Genomic DNA, 18,626 nt, shown 5'->3' on the forward strand with positions numbered 1-18,626 from the left:
TATAGTACTGGATTTTAAAGGCTGCAAAATTATAAAATTTTACGCAAAGAGGAGTGTATTGACAGTACTGAAATGCTTATAAACCACGTATTAAAGGATTAATTAACTCCTTAAACATCCAAAAGTTAAATTTCTGCGTATATTAACATAGAACAATTAACCATTAAACGTTTATAAAAATGAAAAAAGTTATTTTAGGATCATTAGCAATTTTAGCACTTAGTATGTCAGTTTCTTGTAGAGATGCTGCCGATAAAGCAAAATCTGCAACTGAAGAAGCTGGTGCAGCTTTAGAAAATGCAGGTGAAGAGTTAAAAGAAGCTGGTAAAGATTTAGAAGAAGCTGGCGAAGGTGCAATGGACGCTGCTAAAGAAGCAAGTGAAAATGCAATGGATGCTGCTGAAGATGCTGCTGAATCAGTAAAAGAAGCTGGTCAAGATGGTATGGATGCTGCTAAGAAAGCTGGTGAAGAGACTATGGATGCCGCTAAAGATGCAGGTAATGACGTAAAAAAAGCTGCGAATGATGCAGCTGACAAAGCAGCTCAAACAGCTGAAGATGTAAAAAAGGCGGTTAAACACTAACAATATCCTTTTTTTTATAATTTTAAAAGACTCGTTACCAACGGGTCTTTTTTATTTAAAAATGATACCCTACACCAAGAATTACATTTATACCTGGCGCAACTAAACCAGAAGAATATGTTCTATATCGCTGATCATTTAAATTCTCTACACTAGCGGTTACCTTAAATTGATTTGTAACTTCATATTGAGAACGAAAATTTAAAGTATACCATGAAGGTGCGAACGGATTTCCATTTTCATCTGTAGCATACATATAGTCTTTAGACTTTTCTGATACCGCAAGATCATCGTACCCAATTTCACCATTATAATTCAAGAATAGATCTGTTCGTAATCGCTGATTTTTCCATATGATGTGAAAATCTCCAAAAGTTGGTGCCGCATGCCGCGCCGGTGTTTCCGAACCATCATCTTCCTCTTCTACACCTTCTGTAAAAGTCAAGTTCGACGATAGCGACCATTGCTCGGTCAAATAAGCTTCCAATCCAAATTCAAAACCATACACATAAGCTTTAGCTGCATTTTGAATCGCCTGCACATTACTTAACTCGCCGCCATATTCTATTTCTGAAACTCCGTTGTAGCTAAAGTCTCTACGTACCAAGGCATCTACCAAGTATGTATAATAAGCTGCTCCTTTTAAAATTATTTTATCGTTTATATTTCGCTGTATGCCTATCTCTGCATTGTATGCATATTCAGGTTCTAAATCTGGATTTGGCACTACCACAGACCCTGGTTCTGAATCAAAAATTTTACCGACATCATCTATATTTGGCGCTCTAAAACCTGTGGACCCATTCAATGTTACCTGAAGATTTGCTCTAGGAAACCAACTAAAACCAATACTACCTGTTAATGCCCCTGTACTTAAATCTGCCGTTTTAAAAGGAAAATCATAAAAAGTATCATCAAATTCAGCATCTACCCAAACATGGCTATATCGCAAACCCGACATGATCGTAAAATTAGGCTTTGCCTTGTACTCTCCATTTGCATACCCAGCTAAACTTTGCCAAGTAGAACCATCTGGATACCTTGATGCCGCATCAGTTTTTTCATCAGTATTGATATTCAAATCAAAACCATTTGACCTCACCTTATTATAGATATACTCGGCACCATAATACAGCCTAAAATCGCCAATCTTCTTATTCTCAAGGTCAATATTAAAGTTTACTGCATCTACTTTTTCTTTGGTTGTATTTCTTATCGCATCTTGAAAATCTCTACTGACCCTACTTTCTTTAAAATGTTGATATGCCAAACCTAGTTTTAAACCATCATATACTTTTCCGTTTCCTTTTTTCTGCACTTGCGCATTTGCCATAAACCACTTTTGTGGTCCATAATCCCATTCTGCCGAACGCAGGCCTAAACCATCGCTGGTTGGTCTAATTAAACGGTCGTATCTAGAGTAGTCTGATGTTTCACTATAATAGGTGCCCAAATTTAAATCCCACTTTGCATCGGGCTTATACAAAAACTTCTGCATGAAATTAATCTGATCGTAACCTGTTGGCACTTGCTTATTGGGCGAAGTGTTCTGTACCAATTCATCAATACCATCTACAGTTCTTACATATGTTTTTCTTTCATAAGACTCTGGTCCGTGAGAACCCATTCTTAAATCTTGAAAATTATTATATGTTAGACTCGTAAGTGATGACCATGTTTTATTACCAAGGTTAATATCGGCATGCACCGTATTCTCCATATTCGCCGTTCCAAATCTATAATCGGCATTACCATGCACTGAAAGACTATCGTTTTGAGATAACATCGGTTTTTTGGTGTAGAAGTTCATTACTCCACCAATAGCATCACTTCCATATATAACCGAACCCGGACCAAAAATTACTTCTGTGTTTTTAATTGTAAAGGGGTCAATGGATATTACATTTTGCACGTTACCACCCCTAAATATGGCATTGTTCATTCTTACACCATCTACAGATAACAACAATCTATTTGTGGCAAACCCACGGATCATAGGGCTACCACCACCCATTTGGCTTTTTTGGACGAATACTTTACCACTATTCTGAAGTAAATCTGCAGCTGTTTGGGGTGTAGAAAAAGCAATGGCTCTTGCATCTAATGAGATAATTCTATTGGGTATATCTCTTTTTTGCTGCTCCCATTTAGACACAGACATCACCACTTCATCTAACTGCTGGGCTTTGATAATCAAATAAGCTCTTTGACCTTGTCTTTGCAATTGCTGCTTCGTTGTTTTAAATTCTTGATAGCCAATATGCTTTAACGTAATGCGTTCTTTACCAGTAAATACCGAAGCATCGAAAACCCCATCGAAATTAGATAAGGCTATTTTCGATTTGTCTTTATTGAAAACGGCAACATTGGCAATCTCCTCCCCACTATCGGCATCTAAGACGGTAATTTGCTGAGCATTGCCAAAAAAACAACACAAAAAAAGAGCTACGAACAGGTGCTTATACATAGATATTGAAAACTTCATTTAAAACGGCAAGCGATTTTGGTTTTCTGAAACCTTGTAAATGCAATTCGAAATACATAATTAAGGATTTCAGCAATTCTTGACGACTACTTTTTTTCATCTTTACGGTATGCATTGCATCAAAATTTGTGCCCAATAAGGTCTTGAAATAATAAATATTTTCTCCCCTAAGTATCGGATTCAATGATTCGGCACCTACAAATTCACCTTCTAATAGATCAAAATAAGGCTTATCTATCTGGTATACATCTGGATAAAACCCTAAAAAACGTGTTAGCGACAACATAAAATACAAGTGAAAATTAGCGACATCTTTATTCATATCTAACCATTGCAAAGAAGCTTCAAGAAAGTCGAACATATCTTCATTACGCTCTTCTTCTCGAATGCTATTGCCTAAAAGCTCTGCTAAAAATAAAGTCATGGCATTTTTAGCCATGTCGGCATATAAAGTTTGATAGTGATAAAATACTTTTGCTTCTTTAAGGGTCTCTAATGTGCCCTTGTTTTTATGGTTGGCAACAATTTCTAATTGGGTTAAAGGTTGAAAGTAGGCGGACTTCAATTTTCCCTTTTTTGAAGCTAAGACTCCCCTTAATAAATATGATTTAATTCCGTCGGATGCAGTATAGGCTTTAACGATAAGACTTGTATCGCCGTATTTTAGTGCAGAAAATACTATAGCCTTTGTGGTTACCTGCATATTAGAACATCTATTTCAACAAAGATAGTTGATTGTAGTTTGGCGAAGACGTTCTATAAAAAAATGCGAGACCCTAAAATAGAGTCCCGCATTATATATTTACTACTATAAATCTAATTTCTAGATAACACCTTGTGCTAACATTGCATCGGCAACTTTTACGAAACCAGCAATATTTGCTCCTTTTACGTAGTTACAGAAACCATCTTCTTCTTTACCGTACTCGATACAAGAAGCATGAATATCTTCCATAATTACTTTTAGGCGCTCATCAACCTCTTCACGTGTCCAGCTAATCCTCAATGAATTCTGAGACATTTCTAAACCTGATGTTGCAACACCACCTGCATTTGAAGCTTTACCTGGCGCAAATAATATTTTTGCATTATTGAAAACATGAACAGCATCTGCATTACAAGGCATGTTAGCACCTTCGGCAACACATATACATCCGTTTTTCAATAGCTTTTTAGCATCATCTTCATCTAACTCATTTTGGGTAGCACATGGTAATGCAATATCACATTTTACTTCCCAAGGTGTTTTCCCTTTATGGAATTCGGCTGAAGCATATTTATCTACATACTCAGAAATACGGCCTCTTCTATTATTCTTAAGATCCATTACAAAAGCTAGCTTCTCATCATTGATGCCATCTTTGTCATAAATATATCCGCTAGAATCTGAAAGTGTTACCACTTTAGCTCCTAATAAAATTGCTTTTTCAGCTGCATACTGAGCAACATTTCCTGATCCAGAAATTACTACTGTTTTGCCTTCAAAAGATTCATTTCTGGTCTTCAACATACTTTGTGCAAAATACACAGTACCGTACCCTGTAGCTTCTGGTCTAATTTTAGAACCACCCCAAGAAAGACCTTTGCCTGTTAATACACCGGTAAACTCATTACGGATCTTTTTGTACATACCAAAAAGGAAACCTATTTCACGAGCACCTACACCAATATCGCCGGCAGGAACATCTGTATTAGGACCAATATGTCTGTTTAATTCTAACATGAAGGCATGGCAAAAACGCATTACCTCATCATCAGATTTACCTTTTGGGTCAAAATCAGAACCACCTTTACCACCACCCATAGGTAATGTTGTAAGACTGTTCTTGAATACTTGCTCAAAAGCTAAGAATTTAAGGATACTCGCATTTACGGTTGGGTGAAAACGCAAACCGCCTTTGTATGGACCTATTGCCGAGTTCATTTGTATTCTATACCCACGATTTACATGAATTTCGCCATCATCATCAACCCATGCCACTCTAAAAGAAATTAAACGCTCGGGCTCAACCATTCTTAAAAGAATGTTCTTACCGTTATATATTTCCTGATTTGCAATATATGGTATAACCGTTTCTGCAACTTCTTGCACCGCTTGTATGAATTCTGGTTCGTGACCATTTCTGGCAATAACCTCATCCATAAATGCTTTTATTTTATTCTCCATAAAGCTATTTAAACTTATTTAAATTATTGATTTCAAAATATAACGTCAAAATTATGCTATTTATGTAATTTGATAGGTAATTTTTTTAAAAATCGATAAAAATTGTTGTTTTGACAACAAACTGCCTCTTCTTACTACATTTAATTTAACAATTGTTCAATTATTCTATCGCTTGTTCTAAATCTGCTATTAAATCATCAACATCTTCAATACCAATACTTAAACGTATTAACGCATCTACTACCCCGTTTTTAAGTCTTTCTTCTTTCGGAATACTTGCATGGGTCATACTTGCAGGGTGACCGGCTAAACTTTCTACACCACCTAAAGACTCTGCCAATGTAAATACCTGTAGCTTTTCTACAATCTTTATGGCATCGTAATAACTACCTCCTTTAGGTACAAAAGAAATCATACCACCAAAATCTTTCATCTGTTCTTTTGCAATATGGTGATTTGGGTGGTCTTCAAAACCTGGCCAGTACACCTTTTCGATTTTAGGATTATTTTTAAGGTATTCGGCAATCGCCCTACCATTTTCACAATGGCGTTGCATGCGAACATGTAGGGTCTTTATTCCTCTTAAGACCAAAAAACTATCCATAGGTCCACAAACCGCACCGCTTGCATTTTGAATAAAATAAAGTTTATCGGCTAATTCTTTGTCTTTCACTACTAGCGCCCCTACAACAGTATCGCTATGGCCACCAAGATATTTGGTAGCTGAATGCATTACTATATCTGCACCCAGTTCTAACGGCAATTGCAAATAAGGGGTTGCAAAGGTATTATCTACCGCTAGCAAAATATTTGTACCTTTAGTTAAGATAGCTATTGCTTTTATATCTATAATGTTCATCATTGGGTTGGTTGGTGTTTCTACCCAAATCAACTTTGTTTTCTTATTTATTTTATCACGTACAGCATCAACACCTTGCATCCCTACAAAATGAAAAACAATACCAAACTTTTCAAATATCTTTTTAAATATTCTATATGTCCCTCCATAAAGGTCATCTGTTGAAATTACTTCATCGCCTGGGGCTAACAATTTAATGACTGCATCTATTGCTGCAATACCACTACCAAAGGCTAAACCAAATTCACCACCCTCTATACTTGCCAATGAATTTTCTAGCGCTGTTCTTGTTGGGTTAGCACTTCTAGAATATTGATATCCCTTATGACCACCCGGTGTAGTTTGAGCATATGTCGATGTTTGATATATAGGTGGCATAACCGCACCATACGCTTTATCTGGTTGTTGACCACCATGTATGGTTTTCGTATTGAACTTTAAGTTTTTAGAGCCCATATCAAGAATTTATTTCACAAATGTATTGTTATCTTTCGGGGAATACAATGAAGCTGTATTTTTACACTAAATCTATTTTCTCCATGAAATCTAAGCTTACCTACCTACTTATTTGTTTCATCCTTATCTCTTGTAATAATAAGGACTCTCTTTCTTTTGAACCGTTGACCATTGCTACCGAATCTTGCGATAACTGTACCTCGGTACGTATCGAAATACCAGAGGCAACCGGCAAAACAAAATTAAGCAAGACTATAAATTCTGCCTTAGAAGGTGAGATTATTGCTTTGCTGAATTTCGATGAAGAAAGCAATGCGCGAAGCTTAGAAGAAGCGAAGGAAGCTTTTGTATATGATTATAAAGAACTAACCGGAAAATTCCCTGAAGAATCTATGCCTTGGGAAGCTACAATAGAAGGCACCATAACTTTCGAAAACAAAGATATAATTACTATTAAGCTAGAATCTTACATTTATACCGGTGGAGCACACGGTTACGGTACCAACCGGTTTTTGAATTTCGACAAACTTAATGGCGTAGAATTGTACCAAGAAGATTTATTCAAAAACCTAGATGACTTTAAAATATTTGCAGAAGCTCTTTTTAGAAAACAAGAAAACATACCTGCAGAAGGCTCTATAAATAATACTGGTTTTATGTTCGAATCAGAAAGTTTTTATCTACCTGACAATTTGGGATATACCGAAAATGGACTCCTACTTTTCTACGAACCTTACGAAATAGCATCTTTTGCAGATGGTCCTATTTTATTGACCATACCTTATAGTGATGCAAACACTTTTTTAAAGTATCCGCAGCAACCTTAAGCTAATTGCTTTAACAATAGTGAGATTTGCCCAATGTGAAGCCCTTCATGAAACAAATTAAAGGCTATTGCATCATCAACATTTTTAAGTGTTACACGTGCACTCGTTGTATACTCATTGTAATTTTGAAAAAGTGCTGTATTGTAGTCATCTATTAACCATTCTGCGGTAGAAATTAAAAAATCTGCTACCATCATCATTTCTTCATCGGTAGCTGTACCATCTGGCACTGTACCTTTTGCGAATTTGGCAACTAGTTCATTAGGTATGCGCATTTGTAGACCACTGAATTTATATATCAACACTTGCTGGGTCGCTATGGTATGCGCTATATTCCAGTACACATTATTATTGAATCCTGCTGGAAGTTTAAGAAGTTTTTCTTTAGGCGTCTTTGTTAATATCGCATGTAGATTTCTACGATTTTGCAACATAATCTCAAATATATTCTCAGTCATCATTTCACATTTTATGCTTTGTAAAAATAGCACAATTAATGATATTTAGGTTTCTTTGTATTTCTAAAGCCAACATCGAATACTGATGTTTTTTCTTTTGGAAAGATAAAAAGCATCATCCTAAGCACTCAAAGTCATGAAAAAAATATACCACTTAAGTACTTGTTCTACTTGCCAACGTATTATCAAAGAACTACAACCCCTTACAGATTTTGAACTTCAGGATATAAAAAATGAACCTATAACCCCTTCTCAGCTTGAAAAAATGCACAGTCTATCTCATAGCTACGAAGATTTGTTCAGCAAAAGAGCGATTTTATATCGGGAGCGAAATCTTAAAGAACAAAACCTTTCTGAAGAAAATTTTAAAGAGTTGATATTAGAACAATACACCTTCTTAAAACGACCGGTTATTATTGTTGATGATCAAATTTTTATTGGGAATAGTAAAAAAGTGGTAGCGGCCGCTAAAACGGCAATCCACTCTTGAACAAAAGATTACTAGCCATACTCGCTGCTATTGGGGCAACTACCATTTATGGAGTTAACCATACTATTGCCAAAGGTATTATGCCACATTATGTGCAACCTTTCGGATTTATAATTTTAAGGGTTCTTGGTGCAGCTATTCTATTTTGGTTGATCTCACCATTCGGACCAAAAGAACGTATCGACCCTAAAGATTACCAACGTATGTTTATTTGTGCCTTATTAGGTATGGCTCTTAACATGTTGGTGTTTTTTAAAGGTCTTTCACTCTCTACACCAATAAATAGTGCAGTACTAATTACAACTACGCCCATTGTCGTTTTAATTCTATCGGCAGTAATTTTAAAAGAAAAAATATCGGGAAGAAAAATAATAGGAATTACTATCGGCCTACTTGGTGCCCTAGGCCTAATTTTGTTCGGCACCGAAGTAAGACAAGATGCCCCAAATATACCTTTCGGTAATTTCTTGATTTTTTTGAACTCTATGTTCTACGGGTCCTACTTAGTATTGGTGAAAATACTAATCAGCAAATACCATCCATTTACCTTCATGAAATGGCTATTCTCTTTAGGTGTACTTATTTGCCTACCTTTTGGATACCAAGAATTCACAGAAATTTCATGGAACACTTTACCTTTTGAAGCTTATTTCGGTATTTGTTTTGTAATTCTAGGTACAACTTTCTGTACCTATTTGTTCAATATTTTTGCGCTTACTCAATTAAAAGCTTCAACTCTAAGTGCTTTTGTATATGTACAACCTTTAGTTGGTATTACCTATGCTGTATTTACAGGTCAAGACTCTATAACTACCATAAAAATTATTGCTGGTTGTTTTGTATTGGTAGGGGTATATCTTTCAAGTAAACGACCCAAAAGGCAACTTCAAGAAGACTAAATATGTGATTTTTTTGCGTTTTCTAAATGAACCCTCATAATCTCACTTGCCTTACTTTCTTCGCGATGGTGCATTGAAGACACCAGATTAAGATGCTCTTGCATGATCACATGCAACGGTCTATTCAGACCTACAAGGTCCATAAAAGGTAATATTTTTGCAGATTTGTAAAGTTGGTATAATGCTCTATTTCCACAATTCTTTACTATGAATTCGTGAAAATAGCGGTCTATTTTATAGAAAACATATCCATTTTTCGGCCCGTTTTCAAAAGGCACCAATAGATTTCTTAGGTCATCAATTTTAGATTGTGGTGCATTGATTGTAAAAAGTTTAACCGCCATTGTTTCAATTGCTATTCTACAATCGAACATTTCTGTAATTTCTTGTGCACATAATTCTCTAACCGCAAGACCACTATCTAAATTACCAACCAAAAGGCTTTCTTGTCTTAACTGTAACAACACCACCGGTATCGTGTCATCTTTAATATTCAATGTATGGGATAACCTATGTTCTGTAATAAGTTGACCAGGTACCAATTTTTTGGTGACAATCAACTTTTTCACTTTACCATATGTATCCTGAAATATTTCTTCTGGCAGGCTAACCATTAAGTAAATCTGTTATTTGGTTATTTATGAACTAATTAGTTTTTTGGTTTTTTCAACAAACTAAAAATAAAGTATTTAACACTACAATTCCTATAAATTTTTAGGAATTTTTAAGAATTTTCTTGTGTCTTCTTTAGTGAGTACTTTAAAACTCGCAGATTTCTCTATATCACTAAATTTACTTCTTAATTCAATAGCTAGACTTGTTAGCTTTCTAGTCTCTAAACTGATCCAAGCACCCATCATTTCGCAACGTGCTATATTTTCTCCTTTGTCATTGTAAAAATTATGGTGAAATTCAAAAAATTTTCCGTCTTCACTTAACCCCATAATCTCTAGAGAAACTTTGACCTGATTACCAAGAAAGGCTTCTTTAAAATAATACATGTGCTCATAAAATGCTACAGGTCCTATTTTATATGTAACCATAGTTTTTTGATCAAAGCCCTGATCTATTAAAAAAGCCATTCGTGTATGGCTCATAAGATTAACATATGCCGAATTCGCCAAATGACGATTCGCATCTATATCACTCCACCGTACTTCAAAATCCTTAGTATACATTTTAATATTTTTTGTTATGCATGCATAATACCTTATAAAAATAACATAGTTTTGAAATGTAAGAACTACTGAACACCGTTTTTTATGGTTATTTTTAAATCACGTTCAAATTATCATCCTTATGTCAAATAAACCCGCTTTCATAAAAGAATTATCACTGCCTGCAGTTGCAGCCCCAATGTTTTTAATTTCTGGACCTCAATTGGTTATTGAATGTTGTAAAAATGGCATCGTTGGTACTTTTCCTGCTTTGAACCAACGCACTAGTGAAGGTTTTGAAGAATGGCTTATTGAAATAAAATCTGCCCTTAAGACCTTTGAAGAAGAGACAGGTAAAAAACCTGCCCCGTTTGGCGTAAATTTAATTGTACACGCAACTAATCCAAGATTAGAAGCAGATATAAAATTATGTGTGAAGCATAAAGTACCCTTGATCATCACTTCTTTAGGTGCTGTTTCTCAGGTGGTAGACGCTATTCATAGTTATGGCGGATTGGTTTTTCACGATATCATTAAGAAACGTCATGCCGAGAAAGCTGCTGAAGCTGGTGTAGACGGATTAATTCTTGTTGCCGCCGGCGCAGGTGGTCATGCCGGTACTATTAATCCAATGCCATTAGTTGCTGAAATAAAGAAATTCTACCATAAAACTATTCTTCTCAGCGGATGCATAAGTACGGGTAGAGACATTGCTTCTGCCCTTCAAATGGGTGCCGATTTAGCGTATATGGGTACGCGTTTTATCAATACCAACGAAAGTAAAGCTTCACCTGAATATCGACAAATGATTATAGATGCAGGTGCTAGCGATGTGGTATATACCGCTTCAATTTCTGGTGTTCACGCCAATTTTCTAGGCGCTAGTTTAAAAGCTGCAGGTATTACAGAAGAAGACCTTAAAAAAGATGTAAAAATAGATTTTGGCAAAGAATTGGATACCGAAGCTAAAGCTTGGAAAACCATTTGGTCTGCTGGGCAAGGTTCTGCACTTATTGAAGACTCTATACCGGTTGCCGAGTTAGTATCACATTTAAAAACAGAATTTAAAGAGGCTATCGATGAACAGATTAAAGTTCTAGAAACATATCCGAAGTAAATAAAAATTTTACCTTTCAAACAAATGCCTTTAGTTAACTCTACATATAATCCGCCTCTATTTTTTAAGAGCGGACACCTTTCTACCATATATTCTGGGTTAGTTAGAAAAGTAGATGACTTAGATCAAATACGAGTTCGTATCACTTTACCTGATTCTGATTTTTTAGATACGGACTGGAGCTACGCTTCATCTGTATCCAAAAAATTGGTCATCATAATTCATGGTCTCGAAGGAAGCTCAAAACGTGCATACATTCAAGGTAGCGCTAAAGCTTTAATGCAATCTGGATATGATATTTGCGCCTTAAACCTCAGGGGATGCAGTGGTACTGCCAACAAATTATTTCGCTCTTACCACTCTGGAGCCACCGAAGATCTTCATGTTGTTATTGAACATGTTTTACAATTAGATAAATACCAAAATATTTACCTACACGGCTTTAGTCTTGGCGGTAATCTGCTTCTAAAATACTTAGGTGAAAAACGAGAGAGAGCTAATGAAATTAAAGGAGCAGTTGCCATTTCGGTGCCTTGCCAATTAGCAGATTCACTACACCAGCTACTTCAGTTTAAAAACGCACTATATGCCAAGAGATTTAAAGGGAACCTCATCGAAAAATTAAAACAGAAACAACAATTGTTTCCTGATTTGATTTCAGATAATGAAATAGAAAACATTAAAACTCTTAAAGATTTTGATGACCTGTATACCAGTAGAGCGCACGGTTTTAAAGATGCGATGGACTATTACGCAAAAAGCAGCAGTCTTCAATTCTTAGACCATATCAAAGTACCCACGTTGATAATAAACGCACTGAACGATTCTTTTTTAGGATCTGAATGTTACCCTATAGAAATTGCGAAACATCATAGCAACCTTTTTCTAGAGATGCCTAAGTATGGTGGTCATGTGGGCTTCTACGGTAGCGATAATTTTACCTATACCGAAAGGCGTACATTAGAGTTTTTAGAAAATATTACCTAGGGCTTTTGAACAAATATAAAATCGTTCATACAAATTGTTACCTCCATAAAATTATTAGTTAAAAACTGAAATCGATCTTTATTAAAACATACTTCGACCCGCAAAAATTCATATCTTAGTCGCTCAATTTACAGACAACACTTAAAAGATGTAACGTATGCGCAAATTATTCACTTTATTAGCTCTGAGCACAATGATTATAAGTTGTGGCGAGAAGAAAGAAGAGAAAAAGGAAGGTTTTGAAATGAACAGAACCAAAAAAGAAGTTAAAAAAGAAACGGCAAGTGAAGGCGTGCCAGTAGATTTAGATAATAAAGGCGTAGGTCCTATAACCAGTGTTACTTTTGATGAAGCAGTAAATGAAGAAATGGCTGCTGCAGGTAAAGAAAAATTTCAGGCAATTTGTACCGCTTGCCATATGGCAGAGCAACGTATGATCGGGCCGGCATTAAAAGGTGTTTACGAACGTAGAAGCCCAGAATGGGTAATGAACATGATTATCAATCCTGATAAAATGTTGAAAGAAGATCCTATTGCAAAAGCATTACTGAAAGAATACAACAACGCAATTATGCTTAATCAGAATTTAAATGAAGAGGAAGCTCGTAACTTAGCAGAATACTTACGTACGCTATAAAGTTAAACGCCAACCTAATACCGAAAACCCTTTCATGTTCATGAAAGGGTTTTCTTTTTTAGTTCATTTTTGATGGTCGCTTTTAAAAGTATGTTTTCACTACTTTTTACGACCAATTAGATATTAAATGATTGATATATGCAAAACGATAAAATAAAAATAGATATAGTTTCTGATGTTGCTTGCCCATGGTGTTATGTTGGTAAGAAAAGATTAGAAAAAGCGATAAAAGAATGGGATGGCGCCGAAATAGAAATTGAATGGCACCCATTTCAATTAGACCCGAACATACCAAAGGAGGGTTTGGATAGAGATACTTATTTAACCAATAAATTCGGTAGTGTTGACGGACCTCTTGAAATGACCAAACGTTTAGAGGAGAGTGGTAAAGAAGAGGGTATTAACTTCAACTTCGGTAACGAATGGTTAGCAGTAAATACGCTACCATTGCACCAACTGTTACACGTTGCTGGGGAAGAAGGATTTAAAGATGCTCTTAAAGAACGCTTAATGAAAGCGTATTTTGATGAGAATCTACATTTGAACGAGGTTGATGTTTTGCATACTATTATGGCTGAATATGATTGGTCATCAGAAAAAACAGAAAACATTTTAAATGACGATGCTATTGCGTATGCTGTAAAACAAGAAATTGCCCATTATCAGCAACGCGGTGTTAACAGTGTACCTTTCTTTATTATCAATGACAAGTTCGGTATAAGTGGTGCACAACCACCTGCAGCATTTTTAGAGGCTTTTCAACAATTAGCTCCTTTAAAAATTATTGCCACAGGTGATAGTTGTGATCCATCAACAGGAATTTGCTAACTTAACATTAGCCAAAAATTAGTATTAATTTATAAAACAAAAGATATGAAATCATCATTTTCTGATATCATAAAAGGGAACACTCCGGTTTTAGTAGACTTTTTTGCTGACTGGTGTGGACCATGTAAAACGCTAGCTCCTATTTTAAAAGATGTAAAAGGAGATTTAGGCGACGCTATTAAAGTCGTAAAAATAGACGTAGATAAAAATCAAACATTGGCATCTCAATACCAAGTTAGAGGTGTACCTACTATGATTCTTTTTAAAAACGGAAAGCAGGTTTGGAGGCAATCTGGCGTAGTACCTAAAAATGACTTGCTACAGATTATCAAATCTAATTAATAGAATTTTAAACATACTGGACTAGGCAAATCAACCTGGCTTACAAAGCTTAGAGTGCCATTTTCCACATCTCTATTAAAAATAACAATATTGTTGCTACGTTGATTTGCTACCAGTATATATTTACCTGTAGAGTCCATGGTGAAGTTTCTAGGCCAATCGCCCTTTACAGACTCCCTACCTACCAATTCTAATTTTCCGGTAGTTTGGTCTATTTTAAATATGACTACAGTATTCTCCCCTCTATTTGTACCATAAAGAAATTTACCGTCTGGTGATAAGTGAAGATCTGCACAATAGCTTTCTCCTTCAAAATCTGATGCTACTGTATCATAGGTTTTCTTACCATAATACTTACCATCTTCTTTCTGAAACATGGCTATAGTAGAGTTTAATTCATTGATTACGTAAAGAAATTCTTCATTCTCTGATGTTACAAAATGTCTAGGACCAGCACCCTCGGCAACTACCAATTCTTTTTGTACGCTTGGAACATAATTGCCATTAGTCGCGGTGTATATTTTTATTCGGTCCAGACCTAAATCAGATACAATTAATTCTCCATTTAAGAAAGAAGACATATGCGCATGGGCTTTTTTGGTAGAATCGATCACCTTATGATCAATAACTTGTGGAGATGGCTTAAGATTTCCATTTTCCAAAGCATTATAAACCGCTACATTACCTCCCGTATAATTTGCTACTGCAACTAATTTTCCATCATCACTAACACCTACAAAACATGGGTTGGCACCATAAGTGGATTGCTCATTTATCTTGACCAAAACAGTGTCCTTTATGCTAAAAGTGGTAATTGAACCATCGTTCTCTTTATAATCATCAACCTCACTAACTGCATATAACGAATTTTTATCCGGAGAAAATGCTATATAAGAAGGATTCTTAATTTTCGCTGCTAATGATTTATTTGTCAATTCGCCTCTATCAAGATTTAAATTGAATCTATATATACCCTCGCTACCATTATCTGTATATGTTCCTACAAACAAAACCACTTCATTTTTTGACTCTTCCACCTTACAACTATTTAAAAAAACTATTCCAAAAATTGCGATAAGCAAACTAACCTTATTCTTCATATTTCTAATGCTCTAATCTAAAAAAATCTCTTCTAAAAAGAGAAAAATAAAACTTGTATTAAAATCACTAAATGTATAAAAGAATTGTTCAAAAACTAAGAATAATTGAATTTCATGTAACAAAACGGTCATTTTTATTACATATAAGAAAGAAATGACGATGGGAGGATACGGCGGACAACCAATGAAAGTAATAAAGGCTAATAGGGCATTACTAAGAAAAAGTAGAAGCTTTAGAGAGCTAAGTAAAGACTATTTAGATTATTCGCAAGAAACCAAATTACACTTTAAAAAACTCACCGATGTCGAGTATAAAATTATCCGCGATAAAATTAAAGCACAAGCAAAAAAAGACAGCCTACAGGAAATAGGTATTTATATTATTTCTATAGCTATCGTTTTAGGAGCCTTTTATGCTATCTATAAGTATGCGTCATGATTATCACTAAAAATACAGTCTCTTATAAACCCCACAACTTAAAAGGATTCTTAGTTTCTGGATCATCACCCTTTGACTTAGAAAGAGGCTTATCTACCATGACCTTGTATGTAGGATCTTCCATAACATTGACATCTATAATGTCATCTGCAGCTGCCAATAAACGTATACAGTCATTACTTAAATGACGTAAATGAACCTTTTTACCAACCTGGGCGTAGCGTTCTGTAATCTTGTTCAAGGCTTCTATACCGCTCATATCAGAAACACGACTTTCCTTAAAGTCGATAATTACTTCGCTTGGATCGCCTTGCACATCAAATTTTTCATTGAAAAGCGTTGTAGAACCAAAGAATAAAGGTCCGTAGATTTCGTAGTGCTTTACTCCGTACTCATCCACATGTTTTCTAGCTCTAATTCTCTTGGCACTTTCCCAAGCAAAAACCAAGGCTGAAATTATTACGCCAATTAATACTGCTAATGCTAAATTGTGTAAGACTACTGTAATTAAAGTAACCAATATCATTACAAAAATATCTGATCTCGGCATTCTTCTCAAAGCCTTAAAACTTGCCCACTCAAACGTACCAACAGCAACCATGACCATAACCCCTACCAAGGCGGCTATAGGCACCAATTCTATTACCGGTGCTCCAAACAATATAATTACCAATATAGTTAACGCTGCAATTATACCCGATAGCCGAGCTCTTGAACCAGCCGATAGGTTAACTAAAGTTTGTGCAATCATTGGACAACCACCCATACCACCAAAGAAACCGTTTAATATGTTTGCACCCCCTTGCGCCAAACATTCTCTATTACTATTACCTTTTGTATTGGTAATTTCATCTACCAAGTTCAAGGTAAGCAAGCCTTCTGTAAGACCTACCGCAGCCATTATTAAACCGTAAGGCAAAATAATTTTAAAGGCTTCTAACGTAAAGGGAATAGTTGGTATATGAAAAGAAGGTAATGACCCACTAAGCGACTTCAACGCTTCACCTGGCAACGTATCTTGATTAATGATATCTACTACTTGTTTTGTTTCTATTTTTAAAAAATAAACTACCAAAAACACTACAATGATCCCTATTAATGAAGCTGGTACAGCTTTCGTAAGTTTAGGAACAAAAACAATTATTGCAATGGTGAACAGCACCAAACCTACCATGGTGTATAATGTGTGACCTGTTAGCCAAACTGCAGCATCACCTACACCTACTTTAAACTGATCCATTTGCGCCATAAAAATGATAATAGCCAAACCGTTTACAAACCCGAACATTACGGGCTGAGGCACCAAACGAATAAATTTACCAAGCTTTAAAAGACCAACTATCAATTGAAAAACACCTGCCAAGGCAACTGCCGCAAAAACATATTCTAAACCGTGAGAATTCATTAATGCCATTAATACAACTACAGTAGCTCCTGCTCCACCAGAAATTAACCCAGGTCTTCCCCCGAAAATTGCTGTAACCAATCCCATGATAAAGGCACCATACAAACCTACTAATGGTGAAAACCCTGCAAGAATAGCAAACATCAATGATTCTGGAATCATTGTCATTGCAACCGTTAATCCCGCTAAAATTTCATTTTTATAATCTACTTTCTGATTGAAATCGAATATATTGAGGTACTTCTGCATGCTCGATGATTTTAAGGGCGCAAAAATAAGTCTTATTTACCGGCCTCGCCACTAACCAGCAGAATAATACCAAATTATCTGTTTACCAGGCTTTTAATCCCAATAATTTCTCTCCTAACGGTGATAATTTAGCAGTATCATATTTGGTTTGTTCCCATTTACGCGGATCCCCCGGAAATGCATACCCTTCAGGCGCGATTTTGTTCTTCCAAGAATTAACTCTCCAATTACGCATTTCTTCATTTTCTGGGTCGGCAGGCATCATTGAAATGTACTGGGCTATTCGAACTTTATCTTTTGATTTATTTGGTCGAATACCGTGTGGCTCTGTACTATTAAAAATCAATAAATCGCCTGCCTTCATTTTCACTTTTACAATTTTATCTTCTAAACCATCTAATGAAGGTTGAAAATGGTCTCTGTCTTCTGGCTGTGTCAATTTCCAAGAATCATAATTACGGTACAACCATGGTATACATTGAAAGCCGCCCATATTCTCATCATCTTGGTCAGCCAATGCCAATACTCCTTGTACATTTTGGGGTTTTGTTTCCGGATCATAATCCCAATGTATAAATCCTTTCTTTTCTACTCCAGCAGGTAATGGAAAATTTAAATTTGCACGATCAATAGTTACCCATAGTTTTTCTGTTCCCCACACATCTACAAAAGCATCATATACTCTTTGCGTTTGTCTATTGTTCCATAAATGTTGATGGTTATATACCTCAACCATTCCCGTTCCCGTTAATTCTTTCATTTGCATTTCTGCTCTTGGTGGTGCATACCATGTTGAAGAATCTGTGGGACTCTTTTCATCAAACTCCCATAAAAAATCTGCTGTTGTCTTTGCTTGCTCTAGCGGTACTGCGTTTTTAATTATTATGTACCCATTTTCTAACCAGAATTCCCAATCTTCTTCACTGAGAACACGAAGTGGTTTACCATTGGATCGATCGTTTAATTTTTGTTTACTGCTTGTTGCCGTTGACGGATTACCTGGCATATCTTTATGCGCTTTGTTACCCTGCTCAACTTTGTTGTTTGTCTGTTGCATCATATAAAAATTGAAGGTAGAAATGTTTTATAAAACTACTGAGCGTTAGCAACTTGAACTACCGTAATATTAACCAAAATTTG

20 protein-coding genes are annotated in these 18,626 nt (G+C 35.7%); 10 read left to right on the forward strand and 10 right to left on the reverse strand.

Annotation, left to right across the window (positions count from 1 at the left end):
* Positions 1-179: 179 nt before the first annotated feature.
* Positions 180-584, forward strand: coding sequence for a hypothetical protein (locus CLV90_RS15750; RefSeq protein WP_133688474.1), 405 nt, complete (start codon positions 180-182; stop codon positions 582-584).
* 55 nt (positions 585-639) lie between these two features.
* On the opposite strand, the gene CLV90_RS15755 is transcribed toward CLV90_RS15750, so the two are convergent.
* The 4 genes from CLV90_RS15755 to CLV90_RS15770 form a co-directional block, all read right to left on the reverse strand.
* A complete protein-coding gene (locus CLV90_RS15755; RefSeq protein ID WP_243835487.1) occupies positions 640-3,051 on the reverse strand; it encodes a TonB-dependent receptor plug domain-containing protein in 2,412 nt (803 codons plus the stop codon).
* Entirely contained in the window at positions 3,044-3,772 is a 729-nt protein-coding gene (gene recO, locus CLV90_RS15760; protein WP_133688476.1) for a DNA repair protein RecO, read from the reverse strand. The genes CLV90_RS15755 and recO overlap by 8 nt, the downstream gene beginning before the upstream one ends.
* Before the next feature lie 120 nt (positions 3,773-3,892).
* Positions 3,893-5,236: an NADP-specific glutamate dehydrogenase gene (gene gdhA / locus CLV90_RS15765; protein WP_133688477.1), complete on the reverse strand. Its 1,344-nt coding sequence runs from the start codon at positions 5,234-5,236 to the stop codon at positions 3,893-3,895.
* A gap of 160 nt (positions 5,237-5,396) precedes the next feature.
* Positions 5,397-6,551, reverse strand: a complete 1,155-nt coding sequence (locus tag CLV90_RS15770; protein ID WP_133688478.1) for a cystathionine gamma-synthase — start codon at positions 6,549-6,551, stop codon at positions 5,397-5,399.
* An 83-nt stretch (positions 6,552-6,634) separates the two neighbouring features.
* On the opposite strand from CLV90_RS15770, the gene CLV90_RS15775 reads away from it, so the two are divergent.
* Positions 6,635-7,378: a DUF3298 and DUF4163 domain-containing protein gene (locus CLV90_RS15775; RefSeq protein ID WP_166638604.1), complete on the forward strand. Its 744-nt coding sequence runs from the start codon at positions 6,635-6,637 to the stop codon at positions 7,376-7,378.
* On the opposite strand, the gene CLV90_RS15780 is transcribed toward CLV90_RS15775, so the two are convergent.
* Positions 7,375-7,836 carry a DinB family protein gene (locus tag CLV90_RS15780; protein ID WP_133688480.1) on the reverse strand — a complete coding sequence of 154 codons (462 nt, stop codon included), beginning with the start codon at positions 7,834-7,836 and terminating at the stop codon, positions 7,375-7,377. The two genes, CLV90_RS15775 and CLV90_RS15780, sit on opposite strands and share 4 nt — an antisense overlap.
* A 136-nt stretch (positions 7,837-7,972) precedes the next feature.
* On the opposite strand from CLV90_RS15780, the gene CLV90_RS15785 reads away from it, so the two are divergent.
* Together CLV90_RS15785 and CLV90_RS15790 are read left to right on the forward strand one after the other, a co-directional pair.
* Positions 7,973-8,326: an arsenate reductase family protein gene (locus tag CLV90_RS15785; RefSeq protein ID WP_133688481.1), complete on the forward strand. Its 354-nt coding sequence runs from the start codon at positions 7,973-7,975 to the stop codon at positions 8,324-8,326.
* Positions 8,323-9,225: a DMT family transporter gene (locus CLV90_RS15790; protein WP_133688482.1), complete on the forward strand. Its 903-nt coding sequence runs from the start codon at positions 8,323-8,325 to the stop codon at positions 9,223-9,225. The genes CLV90_RS15785 and CLV90_RS15790 overlap by 4 nt, the downstream gene beginning before the upstream one ends.
* Here the strand turns inward: CLV90_RS15790 and CLV90_RS15795 are convergent.
* Positions 9,222-9,839 (reverse strand): GntR family transcriptional regulator, encoded by a 618-nt coding sequence (locus CLV90_RS15795; RefSeq protein WP_133688483.1) that lies wholly within the window; start codon positions 9,837-9,839, stop codon positions 9,222-9,224. The genes CLV90_RS15790 and CLV90_RS15795 overlap by 4 nt on opposite strands.
* A 90-nt stretch (positions 9,840-9,929) precedes the next feature.
* Positions 9,930-10,403, reverse strand: coding sequence for an acyl-CoA thioesterase (locus CLV90_RS15800; RefSeq protein ID WP_133688484.1), 474 nt, complete (start codon positions 10,401-10,403; stop codon positions 9,930-9,932).
* A gap of 121 nt (positions 10,404-10,524) precedes the next feature.
* Here CLV90_RS15800 and CLV90_RS15805 point away from each other — a divergent pair, with 121 nt between their 5' ends.
* The 5 genes from CLV90_RS15805 (at position 10,525) to trxA (ending at position 14,293) form a co-directional block, all read left to right on the forward strand.
* The gene (locus CLV90_RS15805; protein ID WP_133688485.1) at positions 10,525-11,499 is read left to right on the forward strand and encodes an NAD(P)H-dependent flavin oxidoreductase; all 975 of its coding nucleotides are present in this window, start codon (positions 10,525-10,527) and stop codon (positions 11,497-11,499) included.
* 24 nt (positions 11,500-11,523) lie between these two features.
* Positions 11,524-12,486 carry a YheT family hydrolase gene (locus CLV90_RS15810; protein WP_133688486.1) on the forward strand — a complete coding sequence of 321 codons (963 nt, stop codon included), beginning with the start codon at positions 11,524-11,526 and terminating at the stop codon, positions 12,484-12,486.
* A gap of 157 nt (positions 12,487-12,643) precedes the next feature.
* Positions 12,644-13,123, forward strand: coding sequence for a c-type cytochrome (locus CLV90_RS15815; protein WP_133688487.1), 480 nt, complete (start codon positions 12,644-12,646; stop codon positions 13,121-13,123).
* 138 nt (positions 13,124-13,261) lie between these two features.
* Positions 13,262-13,951: a DsbA family oxidoreductase gene (locus tag CLV90_RS15820; RefSeq protein WP_133688488.1), complete on the forward strand. Its 690-nt coding sequence runs from the start codon at positions 13,262-13,264 to the stop codon at positions 13,949-13,951.
* A gap of 45 nt (positions 13,952-13,996) precedes the next feature.
* Positions 13,997-14,293: a thioredoxin gene (gene trxA / locus CLV90_RS15825; protein WP_133688489.1), complete on the forward strand. Its 297-nt coding sequence runs from the start codon at positions 13,997-13,999 to the stop codon at positions 14,291-14,293.
* Here trxA and CLV90_RS15830 read toward each other — a convergent pair.
* On the reverse strand, positions 14,290-15,330 hold the full coding sequence (locus CLV90_RS15830; protein ID WP_243835488.1) for a lactonase family protein: 1,041 nt from the start codon (positions 15,328-15,330) through the stop codon (positions 14,290-14,292). The two genes, trxA and CLV90_RS15830, sit on opposite strands and share 4 nt — an antisense overlap.
* A 217-nt stretch (positions 15,331-15,547) precedes the next feature.
* Here CLV90_RS15830 and CLV90_RS15835 point away from each other — a divergent pair, with 217 nt between their 5' ends.
* Positions 15,548-15,832 (forward strand): hypothetical protein, encoded by a 285-nt coding sequence (locus CLV90_RS15835; RefSeq protein WP_133688491.1) that lies wholly within the window; start codon positions 15,548-15,550, stop codon positions 15,830-15,832.
* Between the two features lie 22 nt (positions 15,833-15,854).
* On the opposite strand, the gene CLV90_RS15840 is transcribed toward CLV90_RS15835, so the two are convergent.
* Entirely contained in the window at positions 15,855-17,486 is a 1,632-nt protein-coding gene (locus CLV90_RS15840; protein ID WP_243835489.1) for a SulP family inorganic anion transporter, read from the reverse strand.
* A gap of 82 nt (positions 17,487-17,568) precedes the next feature.
* The gene (locus tag CLV90_RS15845; RefSeq protein WP_407943386.1) at positions 17,569-18,546 is read right to left on the reverse strand and encodes a phytanoyl-CoA dioxygenase family protein; all 978 of its coding nucleotides are present in this window, start codon (positions 18,544-18,546) and stop codon (positions 17,569-17,571) included.
* Positions 18,547-18,626: the final 80 nt, after the last annotated feature.

This window comes from Maribacter spongiicola, assembly GCF_004364165.1.
Lineage (GTDB): Bacteria > Bacteroidota > Bacteroidia > Flavobacteriales > Flavobacteriaceae > Maribacter > Maribacter spongiicola.